26 protein-coding genes are annotated in these 22,652 nt (G+C 64.1%); 15 read left to right on the top strand and 11 right to left on the bottom strand.

Features of this window, described 5'->3' with window-relative positions; translation table 11 throughout:
- The first annotated feature begins 22 nt into the window (after nucleotides 1-22).
- A complete protein-coding gene (chrA, locus tag FHS47_RS06400) occupies nucleotides 23-1,207 on the top strand; it encodes a chromate efflux transporter (protein WP_167024546.1) in 1,185 nt (394 codons plus the stop codon).
- 7 nt (nucleotides 1,208-1,214) lie between these two features.
- On the opposite strand, the gene FHS47_RS06395 is transcribed toward chrA, so the two are convergent.
- Entirely contained in the window at nucleotides 1,215-2,078 is an 864-nt protein-coding gene (locus FHS47_RS06395) for an NmrA family NAD(P)-binding protein (RefSeq protein WP_167024544.1), read from the bottom strand.
- 105 nt (nucleotides 2,079-2,183) lie between these two features.
- Here FHS47_RS06395 and FHS47_RS06390 point away from each other — a divergent pair, with 105 nt between their 5' ends.
- On the top strand, nucleotides 2,184-3,104 hold the full coding sequence (locus FHS47_RS06390; RefSeq protein ID WP_167024541.1) for a LysR family transcriptional regulator: 921 nt from the start codon (nucleotides 2,184-2,186) through the stop codon (nucleotides 3,102-3,104).
- On the opposite strand, the gene FHS47_RS06385 is transcribed toward FHS47_RS06390, so the two are convergent.
- The gene (locus FHS47_RS06385) at nucleotides 3,101-3,739 is read right to left on the bottom strand and encodes a glutathione S-transferase family protein (RefSeq protein WP_167024539.1); all 639 of its coding nucleotides are present in this window, start codon (nucleotides 3,737-3,739) and stop codon (nucleotides 3,101-3,103) included. The genes FHS47_RS06390 and FHS47_RS06385 overlap by 4 nt on opposite strands.
- A gap of 216 nt (nucleotides 3,740-3,955) precedes the next feature.
- On the opposite strand from FHS47_RS06385, the gene FHS47_RS06380 reads away from it, so the two are divergent.
- From FHS47_RS06380 to FHS47_RS06370, 3 genes are read left to right on the top strand one after another with little or no spacing between them, the layout of a single operon-like run.
- A complete protein-coding gene (locus tag FHS47_RS06380; protein WP_208381820.1) occupies nucleotides 3,956-4,270 on the top strand; it encodes a metalloregulator ArsR/SmtB family transcription factor in 315 nt (104 codons plus the stop codon).
- Nucleotides 4,267-4,707 carry an SRPBCC domain-containing protein gene (locus FHS47_RS06375; protein ID WP_167024536.1) on the top strand — a complete coding sequence of 147 codons (441 nt, stop codon included), beginning with the start codon at nucleotides 4,267-4,269 and terminating at the stop codon, nucleotides 4,705-4,707. The genes FHS47_RS06380 and FHS47_RS06375 overlap by 4 nt, the downstream gene beginning before the upstream one ends.
- Nucleotides 4,704-5,339 carry a glutathione S-transferase family protein gene (locus FHS47_RS06370; protein ID WP_167024533.1) on the top strand — a complete coding sequence of 212 codons (636 nt, stop codon included), beginning with the start codon at nucleotides 4,704-4,706 and terminating at the stop codon, nucleotides 5,337-5,339. The genes FHS47_RS06375 and FHS47_RS06370 overlap by 4 nt, the downstream gene beginning before the upstream one ends.
- Before the next feature lie 37 nt (nucleotides 5,340-5,376).
- On the opposite strand, the gene FHS47_RS06365 is transcribed toward FHS47_RS06370, so the two are convergent.
- Nucleotides 5,377-6,276 (bottom strand): SDR family oxidoreductase, encoded by a 900-nt coding sequence (locus FHS47_RS06365; RefSeq protein ID WP_167024530.1) that lies wholly within the window; start codon nucleotides 6,274-6,276, stop codon nucleotides 5,377-5,379.
- 98 nt (nucleotides 6,277-6,374) lie between these two features.
- Between FHS47_RS06365 and FHS47_RS06360 the strand changes: the two genes are divergently transcribed.
- Together FHS47_RS06360 and FHS47_RS06355 are read left to right on the top strand one after the other, a co-directional pair.
- A complete protein-coding gene (locus FHS47_RS06360; protein WP_167024526.1) occupies nucleotides 6,375-7,196 on the top strand; it encodes a helix-turn-helix transcriptional regulator in 822 nt (273 codons plus the stop codon).
- 26 nt (nucleotides 7,197-7,222) lie between these two features.
- Complete coding sequence (locus FHS47_RS06355; RefSeq protein ID WP_167024523.1) at nucleotides 7,223-8,119, top strand: NAD(P)-dependent oxidoreductase; 897 nt, start codon at nucleotides 7,223-7,225, stop codon at nucleotides 8,117-8,119.
- A 17-nt stretch (nucleotides 8,120-8,136) separates the two neighbouring features.
- Here FHS47_RS06355 and FHS47_RS06350 read toward each other — a convergent pair whose 3' ends face one another.
- Nucleotides 8,137-9,111 (bottom strand): aldehyde reductase, encoded by a 975-nt coding sequence (locus FHS47_RS06350; RefSeq protein WP_167024520.1) that lies wholly within the window; start codon nucleotides 9,109-9,111, stop codon nucleotides 8,137-8,139.
- A 68-nt stretch (nucleotides 9,112-9,179) separates the two neighbouring features.
- Between FHS47_RS06350 and FHS47_RS06345 the strand changes: the two genes are divergently transcribed.
- The gene (locus tag FHS47_RS06345; protein ID WP_208381819.1) at nucleotides 9,180-9,611 is read left to right on the top strand and encodes a helix-turn-helix domain-containing protein; all 432 of its coding nucleotides are present in this window, start codon (nucleotides 9,180-9,182) and stop codon (nucleotides 9,609-9,611) included.
- Here FHS47_RS06345 and FHS47_RS06340 read toward each other — a convergent pair.
- Complete coding sequence (locus FHS47_RS06340; protein WP_167024517.1) at nucleotides 9,587-10,489, bottom strand: AraC family transcriptional regulator; 903 nt, start codon at nucleotides 10,487-10,489, stop codon at nucleotides 9,587-9,589. The genes FHS47_RS06345 and FHS47_RS06340 overlap by 25 nt on opposite strands.
- Before the next feature lie 102 nt (nucleotides 10,490-10,591).
- On the opposite strand from FHS47_RS06340, the gene FHS47_RS06335 reads away from it, so the two are divergent.
- Entirely contained in the window at nucleotides 10,592-11,335 is a 744-nt protein-coding gene (locus tag FHS47_RS06335; RefSeq protein ID WP_167024514.1) for an SDR family oxidoreductase, read from the top strand.
- Nucleotides 11,336-11,407: 72 nt separating this feature from the next.
- Here FHS47_RS06335 and FHS47_RS06330 read toward each other — a convergent pair whose 3' ends face one another.
- Both FHS47_RS06330 and FHS47_RS06325 read right to left on the bottom strand, forming a co-directional pair.
- Nucleotides 11,408-12,448, bottom strand: coding sequence for a zinc-dependent alcohol dehydrogenase family protein (locus FHS47_RS06330; protein ID WP_167024512.1), 1,041 nt, complete (start codon nucleotides 12,446-12,448; stop codon nucleotides 11,408-11,410).
- Nucleotides 12,449-12,485: 37 nt separating this feature from the next.
- Nucleotides 12,486-13,724, bottom strand: coding sequence for an MFS transporter (locus tag FHS47_RS06325; protein ID WP_167027717.1), 1,239 nt, complete (start codon nucleotides 13,722-13,724; stop codon nucleotides 12,486-12,488).
- 154 nt (nucleotides 13,725-13,878) lie between these two features.
- Between FHS47_RS06325 and FHS47_RS06320 the strand changes: the two genes are divergently transcribed.
- The 5 genes from FHS47_RS06320 to FHS47_RS06300 all read left to right on the top strand — a co-directional run bounded on the left by FHS47_RS06320 (nucleotide 13,879) and on the right by FHS47_RS06300 (nucleotide 16,983).
- A complete protein-coding gene (locus FHS47_RS06320) occupies nucleotides 13,879-14,331 on the top strand; it encodes a MarR family transcriptional regulator (protein ID WP_167024509.1) in 453 nt (150 codons plus the stop codon).
- A 30-nt stretch (nucleotides 14,332-14,361) separates the two neighbouring features.
- A complete protein-coding gene (locus FHS47_RS06315) occupies nucleotides 14,362-14,925 on the top strand; it encodes an isochorismatase family protein (RefSeq protein ID WP_167024506.1) in 564 nt (187 codons plus the stop codon).
- Nucleotide 14,926: 1 nt separating this feature from the next.
- On the top strand, nucleotides 14,927-15,256 hold the full coding sequence (locus FHS47_RS06310) for a hypothetical protein (protein WP_167024503.1): 330 nt from the start codon (nucleotides 14,927-14,929) through the stop codon (nucleotides 15,254-15,256).
- Nucleotides 15,253-16,500, top strand: a complete 1,248-nt coding sequence (locus FHS47_RS06305; protein WP_167024500.1) for an MFS transporter — start codon at nucleotides 15,253-15,255, stop codon at nucleotides 16,498-16,500. Before FHS47_RS06310 ends, FHS47_RS06305 begins: the two co-directional genes overlap by 4 nt.
- Nucleotides 16,501-16,584: 84 nt before the next feature.
- Complete coding sequence (locus FHS47_RS06300) at nucleotides 16,585-16,983, top strand: ester cyclase (RefSeq protein WP_167024498.1); 399 nt, start codon at nucleotides 16,585-16,587, stop codon at nucleotides 16,981-16,983.
- Between the two features lie 27 nt (nucleotides 16,984-17,010).
- Here FHS47_RS06300 and FHS47_RS06295 read toward each other — a convergent pair whose 3' ends face one another.
- The 3 genes from FHS47_RS06295 to FHS47_RS06285 all read right to left on the bottom strand — a co-directional run bounded on the left by FHS47_RS06295 (nucleotide 17,011) and on the right by FHS47_RS06285 (nucleotide 20,691).
- Nucleotides 17,011-17,745, bottom strand: coding sequence for a DUF72 domain-containing protein (locus FHS47_RS06295; RefSeq protein ID WP_167024495.1), 735 nt, complete (start codon nucleotides 17,743-17,745; stop codon nucleotides 17,011-17,013).
- A gap of 37 nt (nucleotides 17,746-17,782) precedes the next feature.
- A complete protein-coding gene (locus FHS47_RS06290) occupies nucleotides 17,783-19,675 on the bottom strand; it encodes a M61 family peptidase (RefSeq protein ID WP_247741372.1) in 1,893 nt (630 codons plus the stop codon).
- 116 nt (nucleotides 19,676-19,791) lie between these two features.
- Entirely contained in the window at nucleotides 19,792-20,691 is a 900-nt protein-coding gene (locus FHS47_RS06285; protein ID WP_167024489.1) for a LysR family transcriptional regulator, read from the bottom strand.
- Between the two features lie 98 nt (nucleotides 20,692-20,789).
- Here FHS47_RS06285 and FHS47_RS06280 point away from each other — a divergent pair, with 98 nt between their 5' ends.
- A complete protein-coding gene (locus FHS47_RS06280; protein ID WP_167024486.1) occupies nucleotides 20,790-21,623 on the top strand; it encodes an SDR family oxidoreductase in 834 nt (277 codons plus the stop codon).
- A 9-nt stretch (nucleotides 21,624-21,632) separates the two neighbouring features.
- Here FHS47_RS06280 and FHS47_RS06275 read toward each other — a convergent pair whose 3' ends face one another.
- On the bottom strand, nucleotides 21,633-22,577 hold the full coding sequence (locus FHS47_RS06275) for an SDR family oxidoreductase (RefSeq protein WP_167024483.1): 945 nt from the start codon (nucleotides 22,575-22,577) through the stop codon (nucleotides 21,633-21,635).
- Nucleotides 22,578-22,652: the final 75 nt, after the last annotated feature.

Raw genomic sequence — 22,652 nt, 5'->3', positions numbered from 1 at the left:
GTGATGCGAGTGCCCGCCCCCCATGCCACCTAAGAGCGCCCTGGAAGTCTTCCTCGTCTTCCTGCGCCTGGGGCTGACTTCGTTCGGCGGCCCGATCGCCCACATCGGGTATTTCCGTAACGAGTTCGTCGGGCGTCGGCGCTGGCTGGACGACGTCGCCTTTTCCGATCTCGTCGCCCTTTGCCAGTTCCTTCCCGGACCTGCGAGCAGCCAGGTCGGCATGGCGTTGGGCCTCGGACGCGCCGGCTGGCCGGGCCTGTTGGCCGCCTGGTTGGGATTCACCCTTCCCTCCGCCATCGCAATGATCCTCTTCGCCTATGGCGTGGCGCAGTACCAGTCCATCGCCCAATCCGGCTGGGTGCACGGCTTCAAGGTGGTGGCGGTCGCGATCGTCGCGCAGGCGATATGGGGCATGGCTCGCACGTTGTGCCCGGACCGTCCGCGCGCCGCTCTCGCAATTCTCGCCGCGCTGTTGGCCACCCTGCTTCCTTCCTCCATGGGGCAGATCCTCGCCATCGCTGTCACCGGCCTGTTCGGTTACTGGCTCCTCGACATCCGGCAGCCGGTGGGTGTGCACGCCCACCGGTACAGCGTGACGCGCAGGACCGGCGCCGTGGCGCTTGTCCTTTTCGCGCTGCCCTTCGTTGCACTTCCGCTGTGTGCGGCCGCGACCGGGTCGTCCATGCTCTCGCTCGTGGCAGGGGTCTACCGTGCCGGTGGACTGGTTTTCGGGGGCGGCCACGTGGTGCTGCCCCTCCTGCAGGCGGCCGTGGTGCCCAACGGCGCCGTGAGCAATGCCGACTTCATTGCGGGCTACGGCGCCGCACAAGCTGTGCCGGGTCCTCTGTTTACCTTCGCCGCCTACCTCGGTGCGGTGGCGCAAGGGCCGTTGCACGGATGGACCGGTGGCCTCGCGCTCCTTGCGACCATTTTCCTTCCGGCGTTCCTCGTGCTGGTCGGTGCGCTGCCGTTCTGGGAGTCATTGCGGGAAAGCCGGAACATTCGAAGCGCCATGGCCGGGGTGAATGCCGGTGTCGTAGGCATCCTGACGTCCGCCTTTTATGACCCGGTGTGGATCGGTGCCATCCATGGCAAGAGCGATCTGGTGCTGGCGATCCTGGCGTTCGGTCTCCTCACCCTAGGTCGCATGCCGCCCATACTGGTGGTGGGTTTCGCCGGATTGTTCGGTTGGATCGCCGCGATGTGACGGCTGCTCATTCAGCCCTGGCAACCAGTTCCTTCAATACAGTCTCCAGCGTGACCTCGCCTTTGCGGACGCTGTCGGGACGACCCTCGAAATCGATCCACCCTTCGTTGAAGCCGTCGATCATCCTCATCCGCGGTTCCGGGTGACGCATTCCCTGTGAGCGGAACAACGTCTCCCAGGTATCGCGCGGGACCGCTTCCGCACGAACGGGGCGACCCACCACGTTCGCGAACGCCGCCGCGATGTCGTTTGGCGCAACGCGCGAGGGGCCCTCCAGTTCCACGACACGTGTGCCGCTCCAGGTCTCCTGCAACAACTCGGCGGCGACGCGGCCGACATCCGCGGTGGCCACCATCGGGATGCCGCGATCGAGCGGCTGAAGGAAGCTCGGCAGCCTGCCTTCACGCGCGGACGGAATGTCCCACTCGGCGTTTTCCATGAACCAGCCGGGACGGAGGAAGGTCACCGGAATCGGCAGATCGCCCAGCGCCTGCTCCAGACGTGTCAGCTGGGTGAGCAGGTTTTCCTGTGTGGCTTGTGCGCCGATGGTCGACAGGCAGACCACCTTGCCAGGACGCGCCGCCAGGAGTGCTTCGCGCACGGCGGAGACGACGGCGCCCGATTCGGGAAAACCCGGGCTGGGATCGAACACGGGCGGGAGCAACACGAAGACGCCTTCCGTGCCGGAGAACGCACGCGCGAGTGCACCGGCATCGCTCATGTCTGCCAGCGCGACGTCGCAGCCTCGCTCCCGCCACGCGCTTGCCCGTGCCGGATCGCGCGCGACGGCGCGTACGGTACGGCCGGCCGCCAACAGTGCTCGCGCCGTGCCCCCGCCTACTTTTCCCGTGATGCCTGTAATGGCGAACATCTCATTGCGCCTCTCGATGACTTGGGGAGCCAAGGATCGGCAATTCGCCATGGAAACAAAATGATATAAATGTCACTACATTCATGCCGAACGGTTATCTATTCCATGCGACCCCAGGGCCACAACCTTTCCAGCGGCATCGGCGTTTTCGCAGCCGTCGTGGACACGGGAAGCTTCACGGCTGCCTCGGAGTCGATCGGCATGTCGCCGCCAGGGGTCAGCCGTGCCATAGCTCGACTGGAGCGGCGACTGAACATCCGGCTCTTCAACCGGACCACGCGCTCCGTCACGCTCACCGAGGAAGGCCGCCGTTTCTACGATCAGGTGATGCCGCACGTCTGGGGCATGGAAGAAGCCGCGACCGCCGCCGCCCGCGGCGCCGCAACGGTGCGCGGCACGCTGCGAGTCAATCTGGACCCGGTTGCCTCCGGCTTCCTGCTCGGCGCGCCGATCGCCGGATTCATGGAGACGTATCCGGAACTGTCGCTGGAATTCTTCTCCCGCGACCACCTGGGCGACATGGTGAGCGAAGGTTTCGACGTGGCCGTTCGTTTCGGCGAGCCCCGGTCGTCGGGACTGGTCGCGCGGAAGTTGCTGGACACCGCCGTTGTCACCGTGGCGTCACCGGCGTATCTGGCACGCCATGGCCATCCACGCGAGCCGAAGGTATTGGAGAACGGGCAGCATACGTGTCTGGAATTTCGCGATCCAGAAACCGGCAGGCCGTTTCCCTGGGAATTCCACGGCAAGCGTCGCACGCTGTCGGTCGAGACAAACGGGCGACTCACGGTCAACGATCCCGGTGCCCTCGTTCATGCCTGCGTCGCGGGTACGGGCATCGCGCAGATGCTCTGGCTCGCGGCGGCCCCCCTCATCCGCGAGGGCCGCCTGGTGAACCTGTTCCCGGAATGGATGGACGAGCGATTCCCGCTCCATGCTTACCTCCCTTCGCGGCAACATGTGCCGGCGAAGACGCGCGCATTCCTGGATTTCGTGGTTTCCCTGGCCGCCGGCGAGCGGCCCTAGGCGGCATTCACGGCCCATTGAGCGGCGAACGCACGCTGGTACGCCGGCCGCGCTTCACCCCGGGCGACGTATGCCGCGAGGTTCGGAAATTCGTCGAGAATCCCCGACGGCCGCGTGCGGAGCAGCACCGATACCATCATCAGGTCGCCGGCGCTGAACGCGCCGTCCAGCCATTCGGCATCGCCCAGGTGCCGGGAAAGCATGTCCAGCCGCTGGCGAATACGGTCAGCGACCAGCGGCATCCGCTCGGCGGCCCATGGCTTGTCGCCTTCCTGGAATCTGGCGATCGAAAGGTCGAGGATCGGCGGCTCCACCGTGCTCAGCGCGGCGAACATCCAGGTGACGGCGCGCGCGCGAGCATGCGCGTCGCCGGGAAGCAGGCCTTCGTTGCGCTGCGCGATATGGAAAACGATGGCGCCACTCTCGAACAGGCAAAGCCCATCTTCTTCATAAGTGGGAATCTGCCCGAACGGATGCGCAGCCAGGTGCGCCGGCTCTTTCATGGCCTGGAAGGAAACGAGGCGGACGTCATACGGCCGACCGGCCTCTTCCAGCGCCCAGCGGACACGCGTGTCACGCGCCAGGCCCATGCCGCCGTCAGGCGATTTCTCGAAGGCGGTAATGACGATGCTCATTGCGGCTCCCCCGTCGCGAACGCCTGGACCGTCATCGCATACATGTTCTTTCTCCCTCGTTCGCCAGCCTTGATCGGCTCGATACGTATACGACGAACGAGCGAGGCGGAAATCGACATCCGTCCGGTAGCCCGGGATTAACTGAGGCCGTCAGCTTGACACGCGGTCCGCTTGGCGCGAATACTTCGCTACATGGTGAAGTATCAATCCTCAGCCATGGATCGCACGTTCGCGGCCCTCGCCGACCCGACCCGCCGGGCCATCCTACTGCGGCTCGAGCAGGAGCCGGGGCTGTCGGTGAGCGAACTGGCCCGCCCCTTGGCACAGAAGCTTCCGGGGATGATGAAGCACCTGGACGTGCTGTCCGACGCGGGCCTCATCACCCGCACCAAGACCGGCCGCACCGTGTCGGTCCACCTCGCCGTCGAACCGATGCGCGAAGCCATGGAGTGGCTGAAACGGTACGAGCGTTTCTGGAACGCGAGCCTCGATCGACTCGTCGCATTCGTGGAAAAGGAAGACGAACCATGAGCAGCAACCTGCCCAGTGTGACCATCGTTCGCCGGATCAAGGCTCCGCCTTCGAGGGTGTACGCCGCGCTGACGAAACCGGAACAGATGATTCAGTGGTGGGGCCCCGATGCCGGCCCGACATTACGCGCCGAAGCAGACGTCAGGCCCGGCGGCCGCTTCAATATCGTGTTCCGCCTTCTGGACGGCAGCGAGCACAACCCCACGGGCGTCTACCGCGAAGTCGTGCCCGACACGAAGCTGGTCTTTACCTGGGAGTGGGCTGGCTCGACGGGCTGGGAATCGCTGGTGACCTTCCTGCTCAAACCCATCGACGGCGGTACGGAGCTGACCCTGATCCACGAGCGCCTTCCCGACGAAGACGCACGCAAGGGTCACGAAGCCGGTTGGCTGGGCTTCTTCGACAAGCTTTCCCATTTTCTTGGAGGGGCCGCATGAGCCCGATCGTCGTCTGGACTTATGACTGGGTGCCTGAAGGCCCGCGCGGCTTCGTGCGTGACCTGCGGCTTCGATGGGCCTGCGAGGAAGCCGGCTTCGACTATACGGTGCGGACCGTTCCGTTGGATCCGAAAAGCCCCGACCACCTCGCGCGCCAACCGTTCGGACAGGTGCCCTTCCTCACCGATGGCGAGCTCCACGTTTTCGAGAGCGGCGCATGCCTGCTGCACCTCGCCCGAAAGAGCGAGGCGCTCATGCCGCGCGATCCCACCGGCGAGGCCGAAACCCTGCAGTGGACCATCGCTGCACTCAATTCCATCGAAATGGTGGCCGTCCCCTGGTGGTTCCTCGACATGACCGGCACGGAGAACAGCCAGGTGACGGGATGGCTGCAAAGCCGGCTCGATCACATCGAGCGCGTGCTGGGGGAGCGGAAATGGCTGGCCGCCGATCGCTTCACCGTGGCGGACCTGCTCATGGCAGACGTGCTCCGTGTGCCGAAGGTTCGTTCCTTCGGCAACCGTCCCGCCACCGAATCCTACGTCGCCCGCATCACGGAGCGCGCCGCGTTCAAGAAGGCGCATGCGGACCAGATGGCGCACTTCGCGATGGGGGACGCCGCACGCGCTTGAGCGCGCGGCGGGAGGCCTTGAATGTGTGCCGGCCATCTCAGGCCGGCACCTCCAGGTAACGCGCCTGGTCGAGATCGGAAATGAGCGTCGGGCCTTCCGGTCGCCAGCCGAGCCGCGCCTGGGTCAGCGCACTGGATGCCGGCATGTCGATCGTCACGAACATCGCCATCCAGCCGAAGTGTGCCTGCGCTTCCTCGCGCGGGATCGACACCACCGGCAGGTTGAGGCCGCGCGCCACCGAGGTCACGATATCGCGAGCGCTCACACCCTCCTCGCCGACCGCGTGATATCTCGCGCCGGCCTCCGCTTTCTCTATCGCCAGCCGGTAAAGCCGCACCACATCCGACAAGTGGCCCGCAGCCCATCGGTTCTTGCCGTCCCCCACATAAGCGCACACGCCTTTCTCGCGCGACACCTGGATCAGTGGCGTAATGAGTCCCTGTCTGTATGGGTTGTGCACCTGTGGCAGCCGCACTACCGACACGTTCACTCCTTCGTCGAGAAGTGTGTTGCCGGCAAGCTCGGAAGCGATGCGCGGGTTTGGATGCTTGAGGTTGAAGACATCCTCGCTGGCGGGTTTGCCGTCGTCACGGCTACCCATGCCCGTTCCCGATGTGATGAGCAGCGGCCGGCCGGAGCCCTTCAGCACGGAGCCCAGCGCAGCGATGGCACGCTTGTCCTTTTCGCAGTTCTCCGCAAAGCGCGAGAAGTCGTGATCGAACGCGACATGGATCACGGCGTCGGCGTTGGCCGCACCGCGGCGCAGACTTTCCGTGTCCTCCAGCGTTCCCCTGTGCACTTCGGCACCGGCGGCAGCCAGCGCATTGGCGCCATCGTCGGAACGGGTCATTCCGATCACCTCGTGACCGGCCTGCAAGAGTTCGGGTACCAGCGCGGAACCGATGAAGCCGGTGGCACCTGTCAAAAAGATTCGCATCGGGAAGTCTCCTGGTTCGTGACCGGAGTACCATGCGGCCTTTCATTATCCTGTTGAAGTAGTGACCTTATCCTATTAAACGGATTAACAGGCTTCCTATGTCTTCCCAAGCGATCCAGACACTCGGGGATTTCCTGCGTAGCCGCCGGACGCGACTCGATCCGGCCAGCTTCGGATTTACCGGCCGCAGGCGCACGCCCGGCCTTCGCCGGGAAGAAGTAGCCCAGCGTGCCAGCATCAGCGCCACCTGGTACACGTGGCTGGAACAGGGACGCGGCGGCGCGCCCTCGCCGGAAGTGCTGGAACGTCTTTCCTCGGCACTCATGCTGACCGACACCGAACGGGAACACCTCTTCATCCTCGGCCTGGGGAGGCCGCCGGAAGTGCGCTACCGCGCCGTCGAAGGGGTGAGCCCGAGGTTGCAGCGCGTGCTCGACGGATTGGGGACCAGCCCCGCGATCGTGAAGACAGCCACGTGGAACGTGGTGGCATGGAATCGCGCGGCTGCCGTCGTGCTCACCGACTACGGCACGCTGCCACCGGGCGAGCGCAACGTCCTCCGCTTCCTGTTCGGCAACCCCGCGGTGCGCGCGAAGCAGCAGAACTGGGAAGGCGTGGCGCGATTCGTGGTGGGAACGTTCCGCGCCGATGTGGCACGCACCGGCATCGCTTCCGAAGTAGGCGACCTCGTCGACGAACTGTGTCGCAGCAGCCCGGACTTCGCACGGATGTGGCATGAGAACCACGTGCTCGGCCACAGCGACGGTGAGAACGTGAAACGCCTGCTGCATCCCGTGTTTGGTCCCATCGACATGGAATACTCGCTGTTCGGCGTGGACGGTCGACCTGATCTCGGGATGATCGTCTATACGCCGTTGGATACAGACCTCATCAGGCGCATTCGAGAGGCCATGGGCTAGCTCGCGGCATGACACAGGAGACGTGAATGACCACGGCCACATCGATCGGCTTCATCGGCCTCGGCACGATGGGTTCGCCGATGGCGCTCAATCTTGCGCGCGCGGGTGCATCGCTTGTTGTATGGAACCGCTCTTCCGAACGCTGCGAGCCGCTGGCCGCGGCAGGCGCAACCGTCGCCGGCTCGGCTGCGGACGTGCTCGCCGCATGTGAAACCACGTTACTCATGCTTGCCGACGAGGCCGCGACCGACAATGTGCTCGACCGCGGCACTCCACACTTCGCCGCGCGCGTGCATGGGCGACGCATCGTCGCGATGAGCACGGTTGCCCCGACCTATTCCATGCATCTGGCAAGCGACATCGTGGCCGCTGGCGGGCGATATGTGGAGGCACCGGTGTCGGGCTCGCGCAAGCCAGCGGAAGCCGGTGAACTCGTCGGCATGTTGGCCGGGGAACCAGACGACCTCGCGGCCGTTCGACAGATACTTGCGCCCGTGTGCAAACAATTCTTCGATTGCGGCGCCGCGCCCGGCGCCCTGCGCATGAAGCTTGCGGTCAATACCTTCCTGATCACGATGGTCACGGGCCTGGCCGAAGCGGCTCATTTCGCGGAGCGCCTGGGTCTCGACATCGAACGCCTCGTCGCCATCCTCGATGCCGGTCCGATGGCCAGCAGCGTCTCGCGGACTAAGGCGGCGAAACTCGCGCATCGCGACTTCGCCCGGCAAGCCGGCATCTCCGACGTTCTGAAGAACAGCCGCCTGATTGTCGAAGCCGCCAGGGAGGCCGGCGTCGCGTCGCCGCAGATGGATTCCTGTTTTGCCCTCTTCAGCGAAACGGAGGCGCTGGGACTGGGCAATGACGACATGGTGGCCGTGATCCGGGCGATCGAGGCGCGAACGGCCGCGAAGCCTCTCGACTGAGACAGGGCAACCTATCCCTATGGGCTAACGATGCCGTAGCGAAACAGACTCCGCGCTGTATCGACAATCGTTTCCTCCTGGGGCCGAGGGCGCCATCCGAGCATCCGCATCGCCTTTTCGCTCGTACTCCTGCGAATGACAGGCTGACCCGCCGTTCCTTCCATTGTCGTCACTTGAACCCTGGACGCGTGCTCGCCCAACGCGTGCTTCAAGATCCTCGCGATATCGCCGAGGCCGACGACGTCGCCGCTCACTGCGAGAAAGCGCTGGCCTTTCGCTACGTCCGCCGTCATGGCGAGAACATGCAGATCCGCCAGGTCGCGGACATCGACCATGCCGAAATACAGCCCGGGCAGCGGAGGTGCGCCCTCCAGAAGTTGTTTGACGAACGCAACCGAGGCCGAGATATCGGGCCCAAGCACGGGACCGAAGATGCCCACGGGGTTCACCACCGATAACTCAAGGGAGCCGCCTTCGCTGTCGATGAGGTCCCAGGCCGCGCGCTCGGCGACGACCTTGGACTTGATATAGGGCTGCATGTCCGGCCCGGCGGGATCGGTCCAGTCGGTCTCTTCGAAGACCTTGTCGTAGCTGGCGTGCCCGTAGCCGACGGCCGCGAAGGACGAAGTAAGCACGACACGCTTCACGCCGGCGTCCCTCGCCGCACGCAGAACCCGCAAGGTGCCATCGCGCGCCGGTACGATCAGCTCGTCCTCATTTTCCGGTGCGGCCTGCGGAAAAGGCGAAGCGACGTGCAGCACGTAATCACAACCGGCAACGGCATCGGACCAGCCATGGTCCTCGGTGAGGTCGGCCTGGGCGAAGGAAAGGTGCCGGTCGTCGGCTCCACCATCACGCACCATCGACCGGACTTCGTCCTCACGCCGGGCGCTGCGCAGCGTCGTTCGGACACGGTGACCTTCCTTCAGAAGTTTTGCAATAACGTGGCTGGCGACGAAGCCCGAACCACCCGTAACCAACACCTTGTTCATGACATTGCTCTGGCTGTTCACTCTCGCCGCAATATCGAACTGTTATAAATCTTCCACAAGTAGGATGAATGTCCAGACCCGGTATGAAAAACCAGACTATCGAAGCACGTGCCTACGATGAAGACGATTGCGCAGGATGCACGGGCCCGGAGCCGATCGACATCCTCCGCTTTCAGCGAGCCATTCGGGCCATCACCGGCAAATGGAAAATAGAGATCGTCTGCATCCTGGTCGAAGGCCCGCTTCGATTCGGGGAGCTGCGCCGTCGCCTTCCCGGTGTGACGCAGCATATGCTCACCGAGCAACTGCGCCATCTCGCCCACAACGGCATTGTGATCCGCAAGGCCTTTGCGGAAATCCCTCCCCGTGTGGAATACGAGCTGTCACAAGCAGGCATCGACCTGATGCCCATGCTGAGAGAGATGCGCGACTGGATGCTCAAGTACGAGCAGCAATTGCCACATGCGGCTGACGATCACACCGACGGTTCCCGCGCGTAGCGCGCGGGCGGCAAGCCGACATGACGCGCGAAGGCGACGCTGAAGGCGCTGGCCGAGCCATAACCGACACGCTCCGCGATCTCGGCAATGCCCACGCCGCCCTTGCGCAGCATGTTCTTGGCCAGGGCCATGCGCCAGCGAGTCAGATATTCCATCGGGGCCAGGCCGATCGCGCGGCTGAAGCGCTCGAAGAACGCGGAGCGTGACAGCGCGGCTTCCTTCGCGAGCTGCGCGACGGTCCAGGCCTTCGTCGGGCTTTCGTGCATCAGGCGAATGGTCGCGGCCAGGCGCTCGTCGGCCAGACCGCGCACGAGGCCCGGTGCGTCGGGAAGTGCGGCCTTGGATCGCAGCGCTTCGATCAGCAGTACTTCGAGCAGGTGCGCGAGGATGACCTCGCGCCCCGGCCGCTGGTTCTGGAACTCGTCCCTCACCAGTTGAACCAGGATGGCGAATCGCGGTTCGCCCCGCACATGCACCAACTGGGGAAGCAATGACACGAGCAGGGCCGCGTCCGGGGAGCCGAAGCTGCAATGGCCGGCAAGCATGCGCAGGTCTACCGGGCCTTCCAGGTTGCCGATGCGGAACTCGCCCGGAGCCAGCGCCACCGGCATGCTCTCCGGTGCGTCGGGTGCCACGGGCACGACACTGGACATCGCGACGCCGTACGCATCGGGAACCAGCACAAAGTCCCCCGCACGCAACTCGATGGTTTCACGTCCCTCCATCTGGAGCAGGCTGGCTCCCTCGAGAACGACGCAGTAGAAGGGATGTCCCGCCTCCGATCGGCTGACGCGCCAGGGCCCTGCCCCGGCGACGAGCTTCGAATAACCGGCGCTCGGCTGCAGCAATGTGACGACCTCCGCCAGGGGATCGATCATCTCAGGACTCTCGCGAACGATTGTTGGACTATGAATTATAGATGGTCCGGCCTTGACGATCTATCGTGTGCTTCATCCCAAACACGCTCAAGCGAGAGACCCATGCAAACCATTCTGATCACCGGCTGCTCGTCCGGCTTCGGCCTTGAAATTGCCAAATATTTCCTGGAGCGCGAGTGGAATGTCGTTGCCACCATGCGCACGCCCCAGGACGGCGTGCTCCCCCACTCCGACCGGCTTCGCACCCTCGCCCTCGACGTGACCGATCCGGAAAGCGTCCGTCGTGCGATTGAAGCGGCCGGGCCGCTCGATGCCGTGGTCAACAACGCAGGCATCGGCGCAGCGGCACCTTTCGAAGTAACTCCCATGGAAACCATACGCCAGGTGTTCGAGACCAACACCTTCGGCACGATGGCCGTGACGCACGCCGTGCTGCCGCAGTTCCGCGAGCGGAAGGCCGGGGTCGTGGTGAATGTCACATCGAGCGTGACGCTGAAGAGCCTTCCGCTGGTTTCGGCGTATACCGCGAGCAAGGCAGCGGTGAACGCGTTCACCGCCTCGATGGCGCTCGAACTGGCGCAGTTCGGTGTGCGCGCGCATCTCGTGCTGCCCGGGCGCTCACCGGAAACGCCGTTCGCACAAAACGGACGCACGCGCATGCAGGGCCTCGACAACGAAGCCTATGCGGAGCTGGTGCAGAGCTTCATGGGAAGCCTGACCGCTCCGGGCCCGGTGACCCATGCGACGGATGTGGCCGAAGCGGTGTGGCGTGCGGTGACCGATCCGTCGAGCCCGCTGCGTATCCCTGCGGGCGCGGACGCCGTGGAGTGGGCACGCGCGGCTTGATCCGTCGCTTCGCCCTTGCTACAGCCTGGACATGTGGGAAGCGCGCTGGCGCGCTTCCCACATCTTGCAGGATCAGCGCGCTTCGATAATGACCTTCAGCGCCTGTGTGCTGGCAGCCCGCGAAAAGGTGTCATAGGCGTCGAGAATCCCGTCGAGCGTGAAGTGGTGGGTGATCAGCTTCTTCGGATCGATTTTGCCCGACTGCACCGTCTTCAGCAGCATCGGCGTCGAAACCGTGTCGACCAGCCGGGTGGTGATGGAGATGTTCTGCGACCACAGTGTTTCCAGATGCAGGTCGGCCTTGACGCCATGCACGCCGACATTGGCGATGACGCCGCCGGGCGCGATGATCCCTTGGCAGAATTCAAAGGTTGCAGGAACGCCGACGGCCTCGATCGCCGTGTCGACACCTTTACCGTCGGTCAGGTTGAGAATGCGCTGCTTCGCCTCGTCACCGTTGACCTTGAACGTATGTGTCGCACCGAAGCGTTTCGCCACCGCCAGGCGGTTATCGTCGAGATCGACCATGATGATCTGCGAGGGCGAATAGAACTGCGCGGTCAGCAGCGCGGCCAGTCCGATGGGCCCGGAGCCGACGATCGCGACGGTGCTGCCAGGTTGAACCTTGCCGTTCAGCACGCCGCACTCGAAGCCTGTCGGCAAGATGTCACTCAGCATGACCAGCGCTTCTTCATCCGCTCCGGCCGGGATGGGATAGAGGCTGGTATCCGCATGGGGAATGCGCACGTATTCCGCCTGCGTACCGTCGATCGTATTGCCGAGGATCCAGCCACCCGTGGTGCAGTGCGAATACATGCCACGCCGGCAATATTCGCATTTCCCGCAGGACGAAATGCAGGAGATCAATACATGATCGCCTTTCTTGAACTGTGTCACGCCAGGGCCGGTGTCCTCCACAATTCCCACACCCTCGTGTCCGAGAATGCGACCGGGCGTGCAGGTCGGCACATCGCCCTTCAAAATATGAAGATCGGTCCCGCAGATGGTGGTTCGGGTCACCCTGACGATCGCATCGGTTGATGCCGCGATTTTCGGAACGGGCCTGTCCTGCAGGCTTTTCCTTCCCGGTCCTTCATAGACAAGAGCTTTCATGACGTTTCTCCTGGTCAATGCGAGATGTCGACTCCGGTCACCGTAGCCCCCCGCGGGACAATCCATCTTGATCCTCATCAATGATCCGGGTCACGAGCAGCAACCCGATCAGCGCCAGGAGCGAGAAGCCGGCGCCGGCGACGAAGGTCATCGCCGGTCCGACCGCTGTCCAAAGCGCTCCCGCCAACACGCTGGCGGTCAGCAGCGCCAGACCCGTGAGCAGGTTGAACAGTCCGAACGCGGTGCCGCGTAGATCGGCAGGCGCAGCGTCGGCCACCAGCGTGGTCAGCAATCCCTGCGTCGCGCCCATGTGCAGGCCCCAGAACACGGTTCCCGCCAATACCCACCCCGTGGATGAAGCCACAGCCAGCAGCACATCAGCGACGATCAGGAAGGCGATACCCAGTGCCAGCAGGCGCCTTCGATCGGCCCGATCAGACCAGTGTCCAAATGGCCACGCACTGGCGGCGTAGACCACGTTCATTACGATCATCACCACGGGCACATACGTCGCTGACAAGCCCACCGAACTGGCGCGCAGCAGCAGAAAGGCCTCACTGAAACGCGCGAGGGTCAACACCGTGGCGAAGGCGACGACTTGCCAGTACGCCGCAGGCAGCCGACGCAACTCATCCCGATGAATGGGCGAACGGCGGCGCGGTTGCGCATTCGCGTGCACCTCCGGTTCCTGTACGCCGAACACGATCAGCAGCACGGCAACGACGGCAGGCAGGACGGCGGCCCAGAACACCAGGCGGAAGTTGTCGTGCGTGGCGGCCATCAGGAGCAAGGCCAACCCCGGTCCCGCGACCGCGCCGACTGTGTCCATCGACTGGCGCAGTCCATAGGCGGCACCGCGGGACTCGGCCGGGGTGATGTCGGCCACCAGGGCATCGCGTGGCGCGCCGCGTATTCCCTTGCCGATGCGGTCGACGAAGCGGGCCGTCAACACCAGCCCCAGCCCCTGCGCCAACGGAAACAGCGGCTTGGTGAGCGCGGCCAGACCGTAGCCCAGCAACACCAGCGGTTTGCGCTTGCCGATCCAGTCGCTGAGGGTGCCCGAGAATACCTTCACGATCGCGGCGGTGGCCTCGGCGATGCCCTCGATGATGCCCAGGGACATGGCGCTCACCCCGAGTACGCCCACCAGGAACACCGGCAGCAGGCTGTGCACCAGTTCCGAGGAGGTATCCATGCACAGGCTGACAAGCCCGAGCGCAATGACGCCTCGCGGCAAATGTACGCGGGATGGCCGCGATCCTGCATCAGGTGTCATTGGCGTCCCTCTCGCCCGGGTGGTTTCGCCTTGGCGATTGACCTGTATCACATGATCGTAGCCTGATGCCCAGCCGCCAGGAGGGATAAAGTCGATCGACGCCGTTTATACAGGCTAGCTGTACAGTTTGCCTGTATTTGTGTTAGTGTGGGACATGGCCAAGTCATCACCCGCGTCCAACTCGCCCTCGGCGGCCGCCCTGGCCGGCGAATTGCGGATTTCCCTGAGCAAGCTGGTTCGCCGGGTGCGGGAGCAGGCCCATCCGGGCGACTTCACGTCCTCGCAGAAGTCGGTGCTTCTACGCCTCGACCGCGACGGGCCCGCCACCGTGTCCGCCCTGGCTCGAGCGGAGAGCGTCCGTCCGCAGTCCATGCGCATCACGGTGGCCGGGCTGGAGGCGATGAAGGCCGTCAGCGGCAAACCCGATCCCAACGATGGCCGCCAAACCCTGGTCGACCTGACGCCTGCTTTTCGGAAAACCCTCAGGGAAAGCCGGGCCGCCAAGGAAGACTGGCTGGTCCGTGCCCTTCAGGCGCAATTGTCTCCGCAGGAGCAAGACGAACTCGCGGCGGCGGTGAAGCTGCTGGAGCGCCTCGCCGACTTCTGATCCAACTTGTTCCCTGCTTCAGGAACCAACATGGCCCTCACCACGCTCGACCCGAATACAGCCCTTATCGTCGTTGACCTGCAAAAGGGCATTGTCGGCCTCCCACTCAGTCACCCCATTGAGCGGATCGTGGATCGCACACGTGCACTGCTCGGCGCGTTTCGCGAACGCGGCCTGCCGGTCGTTCTCGTCAACGTCGCCGGCGCGGCGCCGGGCCGCACCGAACGGCCGCGCCACAGCGGTTCGTTGCCGGACGGATGGGCCGACTTCATTCCCGAACTCGACCAACAGCCCGGCGACATCGTCGTGACGAAACGAACCTGGGGCGCGTTCGCCAGCACCGATCTCGAAAAACAGCTGAAGGCGCTGGGCGTGACCCAGGTCGTCGTCACCGGCGTCGCCACTGGAACGGGCGTCGAGTCGACCGCGCGCCAGGCGTACGAGCATGGCTTCCATGTCACCCTGGCCCTCGATGCGATGACCGACGCGCGCCCCGAGGCACACGAGTACAGCGTCAAGAACGTTTTTCCTAAGCTGGGGGAAACGGGCACGGCTCAAGACATTATCGACTTGCTGTCAACAGGGAGCGCCTGAAATGGAACGGCTTCACCTTGTCTCCTACTTCTTCGGCGGCGCCTTTCTTACGAACGCTGTGCCGCACTTCGTCGCCGGGGTCATGGGAGAACGGTTCCAGAGTCCATTCGCAAAACCGCCGGGGCAAGGATTGTCCTCATCGACGGTGAACGTGCTCTGGGGGTTTTCCAATCTGGTCATCGGTTACGCCCTGATCTGCCGCATCGGTGATTTCGACCTGAGACGCACGAGCGATGCCATCGCATTCGGGGTCGGCATCCTGACCATCGGCCTATTTTCCGCGCGGCTATTTGGCCGCTTTCACGGCGGCAATACGCCAGAGCTTTCGTGAGCGCAACAGCAACCGGCGTCTTTCGTTCACTCAGGAACGGCAACTACCGTACCTGGGCGGCCGGAGCGCTCGTATCGAATATCGGAACGTGGATGCAGCGTACGGCCCAGGACTGGCTGGTGCTCACTCAACTCACCCGCCATGATGCGTCGGCCGTGGGCGTGGTCATGGCGCTCCAGTTCGGGCCACAACTCCTTCTGCTGCCCTGGACCGGCTTCGCCGCCGATCACTACAACCAGCGCAAGCTCCTGATGGCAACCCAGGCGACGATGGGCGTCCTTGCCTTGGTCCTGGGCGTACTTACCGTGACGGGCATCGTCCAGCTCTGGCAGGTCTATGTATTCGCCCTTCTCTTCGGCTGCGCCTCGGCCTTCGATGCTCCCGTGCGCCAGACCTTCGTCACTGAACTGGTCGGCGATACGGACCTACCAAACGCAGTCGCGCTCAACTCGACCTCGTTCAACGCGGCGCGAATGATCGGGCCCGCGGTGGCCGGCGTGGTCATCGCTTCGGTCGGCACCGGCTGGGCGTTCGTTCTTAACGGAGCCAGCTTCGTCGCGGTGCTGGCCTCCCTCGTTCTGCTGCGTACCTCCGGCCTGCATGCGAACGCGCGGGCGCACCGAACCAAGGGCAGTCTGACCGAGGGGTTTCGCTATGTGTGGTCACGGCCGGACCTGAAGGCGATGCTGGCCATGCTGTTCCTGATCGGTACGTTCGGGCTGAATTTCCCGATCTTCATCTCGACCATGGCCGTCAATGTCTTTCACGCAGATGCGCGCGGCTACGGGCTTTTGTCGTCGATCATGGCCATCGGTACCGTCGCGGGAGCGCTGCTTGCCGCTGGTGGCGATCGCCCACGATTCACCTCCCTGGCGGTCGGGGCCGCCGTGTTCGGATTCGGTTGCACGCTGGCCGCTATCGCCCCGAATTACTGGCTATTCGCCGGTGCGCTGGTCGTCATCGGCGTGGCCGCCTTGACCTTCACCAATGCTACCAACAGCCTGATGCAGCTCACGACCGAACCTGCCATGCGGGGACGGGTGATGGCACTGCGCGTGGCCATCGCACTAGGGGGTACGCCGATCGGCGCACCGATCGTGGGTTGGACAGCGGATCATCTGGGTCCGCGCTGGGCACTCGGCATCGGTGCGGCGTCGGGCATCGCGGCGGCCACCGTGGCCCTCTACACCATGACGCGGCTGTCCCGGGAACCCATACCTAATCGGTGGATTGAAGGCGGCTGATCATTTCCCGCACGCCTTCGATCATGCGATCAATGCGTGCAGACGAGGCACAATGGCAGGGCTATCCATGACCGGGAATGCACAATGGCACATGACGACCTTGCAACCGTCTATCGCGACTACATCGCCTGCCTGAACCTCAGGGATTGGGATAGCCTGGGACGCTTCGTTCACCGCGACGTCCGTCACAACGGGATTTCGCTCGGCCTGAGTGGATATCGGCACATGCTCGAGAGCGATGTCGAGCAGATACCGGATCTCGTCTTCGACATCCGCATACTCATTGCGACACCTCCCCGACTCGCGGCCAGGCTATGGTTCGATGTCGCACCCAAAGGGGAATTCCTGGGCCTTCCTGTGAACGGCCGGAGAGTCTGCTTTGCAGAGAACGTCTTCTACGAGTTCCGCGAAGGGCTCATTCAAGAGGTGTGGTCGGTCGTCGACAAAGCCGCCATCGAGGCGCAGCTGAAAGCCGACAAGTAGCTACAACGGCGCTGGCGGATCGAGGGGTCAGGCCAACCGTTCGATCAACGCCAGGGCATTCGGTATGGCCTCGCCACGCGCCGTGTTGTCGAAGATGCACCATACGGCTCGCTTTTTCGCCTGCGCACCACGTATGCGCGCCGCGATGCGATCCAGGAATGCGTCGTCGTAAGCCGAGTAATACATGTCGGGGCTGCCGTGCAGGCGAATATAGAGTAGCCCCGGATCGCCTTCGCAAACCGCATCGGCGACGGGCGATGGATCGGCTTGCACGCAAGCCACGCCCGCGCCCTTCAGGACGGCGTCGCCCAACGGCGTGAACCATGTCGCATGGCGTGGCTCGCAAGCGACCGGCAAGGATGTGCGTTTGCGCAGAAGCGCGAAAAACGCGGTGGCTTCCTTTTCATCGAGCGCAAGGCTCGGTGGCAGCTGAACAAGGATGCAGCCCAGGGTCTTTCCCAGCGAGGCGATCTCCCCAAGGAAGGTATCCAAGGGAGCCTCGCACTCGCGCAGGCGCAGCTCGTGCGTGATGGTACGCGGCATTTTCACACTGAAGCGAAAGGACGCGGGCACGCTCTGGGACCAGCGAAGGTAGGTTTTCGGCTGGTGCGGCCGATAGAACGACGTATTGATTTCGACGCACGGAAATACCTGCGCGTAACGCTGCAGGTGGCTGCCTTCCGTGGCGAACAGGTCGGCCGCCCTGGAGGGGATCGACCAGCCGGCACAACCGATGCGAACTGACGGTTTTGCACGTTTCACCGGGTTCTCTCGCTCATGACTGGCCTCGATCGTGCGATCAACGAGGTGTCAGCAATGTCGAGAGCGTGTCCGGCTGCTCCGCGATCCGTTCCAGCCGTGGGTAACGAAGTGTGCCGGCGTAATGGATCGGCACGTTCGACCGCTGCCCGTCTTCCTCGATGGTCAGGACAACGGGGTGGTTCGCGGACTCGCGAACCGCCTTCAGGAGCGCGTCGCGGTCATAGGACGCGGCATTAACGGCTGCGATCCGAATGCCCGGACGCAATCCGGCCCGATAAGAAGGGCCACCCCATGCCACCGCTCGAATCGTACCGTCGGCGCGCGCCGTCAATCCGATCGAATAGGTAAGATCGACCACGCCGGCCTCGTCCTCGCTCGCCCGAAAGGCCGCCGTGGGAACGTCGGTGAAGACCAACCGCCAGCCATGCCGGGTCAGCCCGCTGGTGGTGTCCAACTCTTCATGTCCATCGATCCAGGTGCGCAGGAATCGGTCCCAGTCGAAGGGCGCGACGTCGTTCAGCGCATGGCATAGATCGGCAAAGGTATAGGTGCGGGTCGGCGTACCCGGAGTTGCGCCGGCGAAGAAGCCGTGTGCGAAATCGTCGATGCCGCGAAGGCCGTTGCTGCGCTCACGCAGCTCGGCGTCGACCGCCAGCCACAGCATCACGCCTTCCGAGTAGTAGTCCCGACGTCGCTGCCAGTCCCGCCATGGCACAGCTTGGCGAAGCATGAAGGACGGGTAATTGACGTCGTCCGACAAGGGGCGCCATGCCCGGCCGGGCCGCGAGGCCACCTCTGCCGCTTCCATCGCCAACCGGTCGCGCAACTCGTCCGGCGTGAACTGTCCAGCCCGTGTGGCCAGCACCCGCCCCCAGAATTCGGTCTGCCCTTCGTACATCCACAAGAGGCTGCCCGCGACGGGCACGTTCGGCGTTGGCGCCCAGAGATCGGCTGGCGTCCGATAGAAGCCGTTCCAGGCATGGACGATCTCATGGGCGATCAGGTCGCGCGAGAGGATCTGGTTTGGCCAGTCCCGAAATAGCGAGGACGCCAATTCGTTTTCGCTGGATGCCCGATGTTCCGTTCCGCCGGAAGAGGCATCGTCGCCCAGCCGAGCAAGAATATCGTAGCGAGCAAAAGGCGTGGTTCCGAAAACAGCCCGCATCTGCCCGATCAGCCTGCGCAACTCGACTAGTCGCGCATCCGGAATTACCAGATCGCTGGATCGCTGTGCAACGAGGTCGAGCGATACGGCCCCTGCCCCAGGCGCGGTAAGGGCCACTTGCTTCGCGTAACGGCCGGCGAGCACCGGCGAGTCGAGGAGCGTTTCGAGTGTCGCCACGTGGAATCGCGTGGTTGCTCCCTCCTTGCCCTCCACCGCGAGTGCGGTGAAGGCACGCAAGCCCTCCGGCAAGGTCACCGTCGCCGCCACGGGAATGTTCCGCGCATACCAGCCCGAGGGATAGAGAATGAGACGCTGCCATGGCACCGATACGATGTCCGGAGTAAGCAGTTCTCCCCCCGCGACCATCTGGAAGCGCACGTCGATCACGTTCGTGCCAGGCGGTACGTCCAGTTGGAAAGCGTGTGGCTCGTACGGATCGCGCCGCCACGGAATCCGCCGCCCCCCGGCCTCGATCGTGAGGCCTGCGAGATCGGTGACGGTGAGGCTCGGACCGTGGCTGGCGGGTTCCCATCGGGGATAAAGAAGCGTCATGGCGCCTCCGTTCCCGACAGGGATCCGTTGATGCACCGAAAAAATGCGCCGCCGGACATCCGTCGCGTCGACATGGAGTTCGATCGTGCCTGCGAATGCATGATCGACCGGAAGGGCCACACCACGTGTGGGCTCGGTATAGACGGGCCCGCCCACCGACTGCGCCGCCACCGGAGCGCAGGAAAGCGCACATATCGCAGCTCCCGCGAACAGCCTGCGGAACGGGCCGGTGCCAAATGCCGTGCTGCGTATCGGGAGCGCTGCAAAGATGGCCGGCACGCCTCCCCTCACCTGCTGCCAGGAAGACGGTGCCGCTCGTTCTCGTGATGTCATCGCTTCCCGCCCAACGCTTTCACCATGTCGATAAAGGCCCGGAGCGGTGACGGCACGTGCCGGCTGCGCGGGTAGTAGAGCGCCAGGCCAGGTGACGGCGGGCACCAGTCGTCGAGAACGGTTACCAGTTCACCCGACTCAAGAAATGGCCGGGCGAAATACCCGGGAATATAGGCAATGCCGCGCCCTGCTGCCGCGGCCTGCACCAGAAGTTCGCTGTCGTCGAGGGTGAGGTTGCCCGGCACGTCGACCGCGACCTCGGCACCGCGCCGTGCAAACTCCCAGCGATAGCGCTTTCCGCTGGGAAGACGCTGGCGGATGCAACGATGTGCATGCAGGTCGTCCGGTGTTTTCGGCGGTGCCCTGCCCTCCAGATAGGATGGCGCTGCCACGGCGATGAAACGCACTTCGCCGCCGAACGTCACCGCCACCATGTCTCGAGGCACAGCCTCCAACAAACGCACCCCGGCATCGAATCCCTGTTCCACGATATCGACGAGCCGATCGTCCGATACCAGATCGAGTTCCACATCGGGATAGCTATCGAGAAATCGCGGTACGACGTGCGTGAGCAGGATGCGGGCGCCGGGCTTGTTTGCATTGATCCGCAGCGTGCCACTTGGGGTCCCGCGTTCTTCCGAGAGTGTGTCGAGCGCCAGATCGAGATCTCGGAGGACCGGATCGAGGCGTGCGAGCAGGCGCGCACCGGCCTGGGTGGGCGACACGCTGCGCGTCGTTCGGTTGAACAGCCGCACACCCAGTTTCCCTTCCAGACCGATGATCGCGTGGCTCAGCGCGGAGCGCGAAACGCCCATGGCGTCGGCCGCCCGGCGAAAACTGCGGTAATTGGCCACTGCCGCGAAGGCGGCCAGATCGCTCAGGCTCGGACGGACCATTCGTGATTTACCTTCACCACCTCATCCCGATTTGACGATCTTATATCACCAATGTCCGCGACCTACATTCTGGAGGTACACGAACTAAGGAACTCACGATGCAAAAGACATGGTTCATTACCGGCGCCACTTCGGGACTCGGTCTCGAGATGACGCAACAGCTGCTTGCCGACGGTCAAAAGGTGATCGCGACAGCCCGCCGTCCCGAAGCCCTGGAGCAACTCAGGCGTGACCATTCGGCCCAGTTGGACATCCTCCCACTCGACCTCACGGAACCGGACAGCATCGCGCCGGCCATCGAGGGGGCTTTCGCGCGCCACCAGCGGGTGGACGTGATCGTCAGCAATGCCGGCTACGGCCTTTTCGGAGCCGCCGAAGAACTCACACGTGCGCAGATCGACCGGCAGATCGCCACCAACCTGGCCGGATCGATCCACCTGATCCGTGCCGCACTGCCCTTTCTTCGCAGGCAAGGCGGCGGACGGATCATGCAGGTTTCTTCCGAAGGCGGGCAGATCGCTTATCCGGGTTTCAGTCTCTATCACGCGACCAAGTGGGGTATCGAAGGCTTCGTCGAATCCGTTGCCCAGGAAGTGGCGCCTTTCGGCATCGACTTCATCATCGCCGAGCCGGGCCCGACGGGTACGAATTTCGGGGCCAACCTCGATCGTGCCGAACCGTTGGCGGCGTATGAGGAAACCCCTGCCGGCGCCATTCGACGCGGAATCGCCGACGGGAGTTTCGAAATCAAGGGTGACGCGGCGAGGACCGTGGCCGCCATGATCTCGGCCGCCCGGAGCGACGCGCCGCCCTTACGTTTGACGCTCGGCAGCACCGCCTATTCCTCGATATCGCAGGCGCTCCGGGCGCGCCTGGAAGCGCTCGAGGCGCAGCGGAATGTGGCGCATTCGGCCGATCGACAGGTTCGCTGAGCGAACGCTTCAGACCAGGTTTACCGGCTCGGCCGGCGCCGCGGAAAAGGAAACGCCGGTAAGCTCCTCGGCAAGCCGCCAAAGGCGGCTTGCCGCAGCCTCGTCCAGGGCCGCATCGGGCATCGAGGCTACCGCCGGGTGGCCACGAACCTCTGCCATCCTGTCGGGGCCGTAGTAAGCGCCACCCTCCGCTTCCGGGGCAGTTGCGGCAAAGAGCGTGGGAAGCGCGCCTTGAGCCACCGGCTGGAACACGAATGGCAGGAGCGTGCGCATGATCCGCTCCAGACTGAATCTGCCGGGTGCGTTGAGCAGCAGATCGGTGCGCGCTATGCCGGGATGCGCGGCGATACTGCTTATGCCCCAGCCGTTCCTCCTGCTGCGACGTTCCAGTTCGAGAGCGAACATGAGACAGGCAAGCTTCGACTGGCTGTACGCGGGCATGGCCTTGTAACCCCGTTTCGCATTCGGATCGTCGAAGTTGATCGACCCTCCACGCGCGGCGATGCTCGAAAGCGTGACGACCCGGGGAGCGCTTCCGTTGCGTAATAGCGGCAGCAGACGTCCCGTCAGAGCGAAATGCCCAAGGAAGTTAGTGCCGAACTGCAGTTCGAAGCCATCTTCGGTCTCTTCGCGTCGGGGCGGCACCATGACACCCGCATTGTTGATGAGGATGTCGATGCTCCGCCGCACGCGGCCTAGGCGCTCGGCAAACCCGGCGATCGACTTCAGGCTGGCGAGATCCAGCAACTCGAAGCGGATGGTTGCCTGTGGCGCACCCTCGAGAATCCTCGCGACGGCATCGGCACCTTTCCGGGCATTGCGGCCGGCAAGAATGACATCCGCGCCGCTGCGTGCAAGCGCCAGTGCGTCTTCGAAACCCAGCCCGCCGGTGCCTGTGACGACGGCCGTCCGGCCATGCTGCGGTGGAATGTCGGTTGCTGTCCAGCGGGCCATGAGTGCGCCTTTTGTATGGGGTGACGATACGTACAAAAGTCGGGCATCCACGCCCCGAAACCCATGCCGGAATCT

Origin of the sequence: Luteibacter sp. SG786 (genome assembly GCF_011759605.1) — a bacterium.
Taxonomy (GTDB): Bacteria; Pseudomonadota; Gammaproteobacteria; order Xanthomonadales; family Rhodanobacteraceae; genus Luteibacter.
This window is presented reverse-complemented; position numbering and strand designations above follow the sequence as displayed.

Bases quoted from the DNA above. Each gene is read 5' to 3' on its own strand.
- FHS47_RS06385 (WP_167024539.1), bottom strand. From the start codon at position 3,739: ATGAGCATCGTCATTACCGCCTTCGAGAAATCGCCTGACGGCGGCATG.
- FHS47_RS06375 (WP_167024536.1), top strand. From the start codon at position 4,267: ATGAGCAGCAACCTGCCCAGTGTGACCATCGTTCGCCGGATCAAGGCT.
- FHS47_RS06390 (WP_167024541.1), top strand. From the start codon at position 2,184: ATGCGACCCCAGGGCCACAACCTTTCCAGCGGCATCGGCGTTTTCGCA.
- FHS47_RS06285 (WP_167024489.1), bottom strand. From the start codon at position 20,691: ATGGTCCGTCCGAGCCTGAGCGATCTGGCCGCCTTCGCGGCAGTGGCC.
- FHS47_RS06370 (WP_167024533.1), top strand. From the start codon at position 4,704: ATGAGCCCGATCGTCGTCTGGACTTATGACTGGGTGCCTGAAGGCCCG.
- FHS47_RS06335 (WP_167024514.1), top strand. From the start codon at position 10,592: ATGCAAACCATTCTGATCACCGGCTGCTCGTCCGGCTTCGGCCTTGAA.
- FHS47_RS06320 (WP_167024509.1), top strand. From the start codon at position 13,879: ATGGCCAAGTCATCACCCGCGTCCAACTCGCCCTCGGCGGCCGCCCTG.
- FHS47_RS06325 (WP_167027717.1), bottom strand. From the start codon at position 13,724: ATGACACCTGATGCAGGATCGCGGCCATCCCGCGTACATTTGCCGCGA.
- FHS47_RS06350 (WP_167024520.1), bottom strand. From the start codon at position 9,111: ATGAACAAGGTGTTGGTTACGGGTGGTTCGGGCTTCGTCGCCAGCCAC.
- chrA (WP_167024546.1), top strand. From the start codon at position 23: ATGCCACCTAAGAGCGCCCTGGAAGTCTTCCTCGTCTTCCTGCGCCTG.
- FHS47_RS06355 (WP_167024523.1), top strand. From the start codon at position 7,223: ATGACCACGGCCACATCGATCGGCTTCATCGGCCTCGGCACGATGGGT.
- FHS47_RS06300 (WP_167024498.1), top strand. From the start codon at position 16,585: ATGGCACATGACGACCTTGCAACCGTCTATCGCGACTACATCGCCTGC.
- FHS47_RS06395 (WP_167024544.1), bottom strand. From the start codon at position 2,078: ATGTTCGCCATTACAGGCATCACGGGAAAAGTAGGCGGGGGCACGGCG.
- FHS47_RS06280 (WP_167024486.1), top strand. From the start codon at position 20,790: ATGCAAAAGACATGGTTCATTACCGGCGCCACTTCGGGACTCGGTCTC.
- FHS47_RS06345 (WP_208381819.1), top strand. From the start codon at position 9,180: ATGTCCAGACCCGGTATGAAAAACCAGACTATCGAAGCACGTGCCTAC.
- FHS47_RS06380 (WP_208381820.1), top strand. From the start codon at position 3,956: ATGGATCGCACGTTCGCGGCCCTCGCCGACCCGACCCGCCGGGCCATC.
- FHS47_RS06330 (WP_167024512.1), bottom strand. From the start codon at position 12,448: ATGAAAGCTCTTGTCTATGAAGGACCGGGAAGGAAAAGCCTGCAGGAC.
- FHS47_RS06315 (WP_167024506.1), top strand. From the start codon at position 14,362: ATGGCCCTCACCACGCTCGACCCGAATACAGCCCTTATCGTCGTTGAC.
- FHS47_RS06360 (WP_167024526.1), top strand. From the start codon at position 6,375: ATGTCTTCCCAAGCGATCCAGACACTCGGGGATTTCCTGCGTAGCCGC.
- FHS47_RS06340 (WP_167024517.1), bottom strand. From the start codon at position 10,489: ATGATCGATCCCCTGGCGGAGGTCGTCACATTGCTGCAGCCGAGCGCC.
- FHS47_RS06365 (WP_167024530.1), bottom strand. From the start codon at position 6,276: ATGCGAATCTTTTTGACAGGTGCCACCGGCTTCATCGGTTCCGCGCTG.
- FHS47_RS06310 (WP_167024503.1), top strand. From the start codon at position 14,927: ATGGAACGGCTTCACCTTGTCTCCTACTTCTTCGGCGGCGCCTTTCTT.
- FHS47_RS06275 (WP_167024483.1), bottom strand. From the start codon at position 22,577: ATGGCCCGCTGGACAGCAACCGACATTCCACCGCAGCATGGCCGGACG.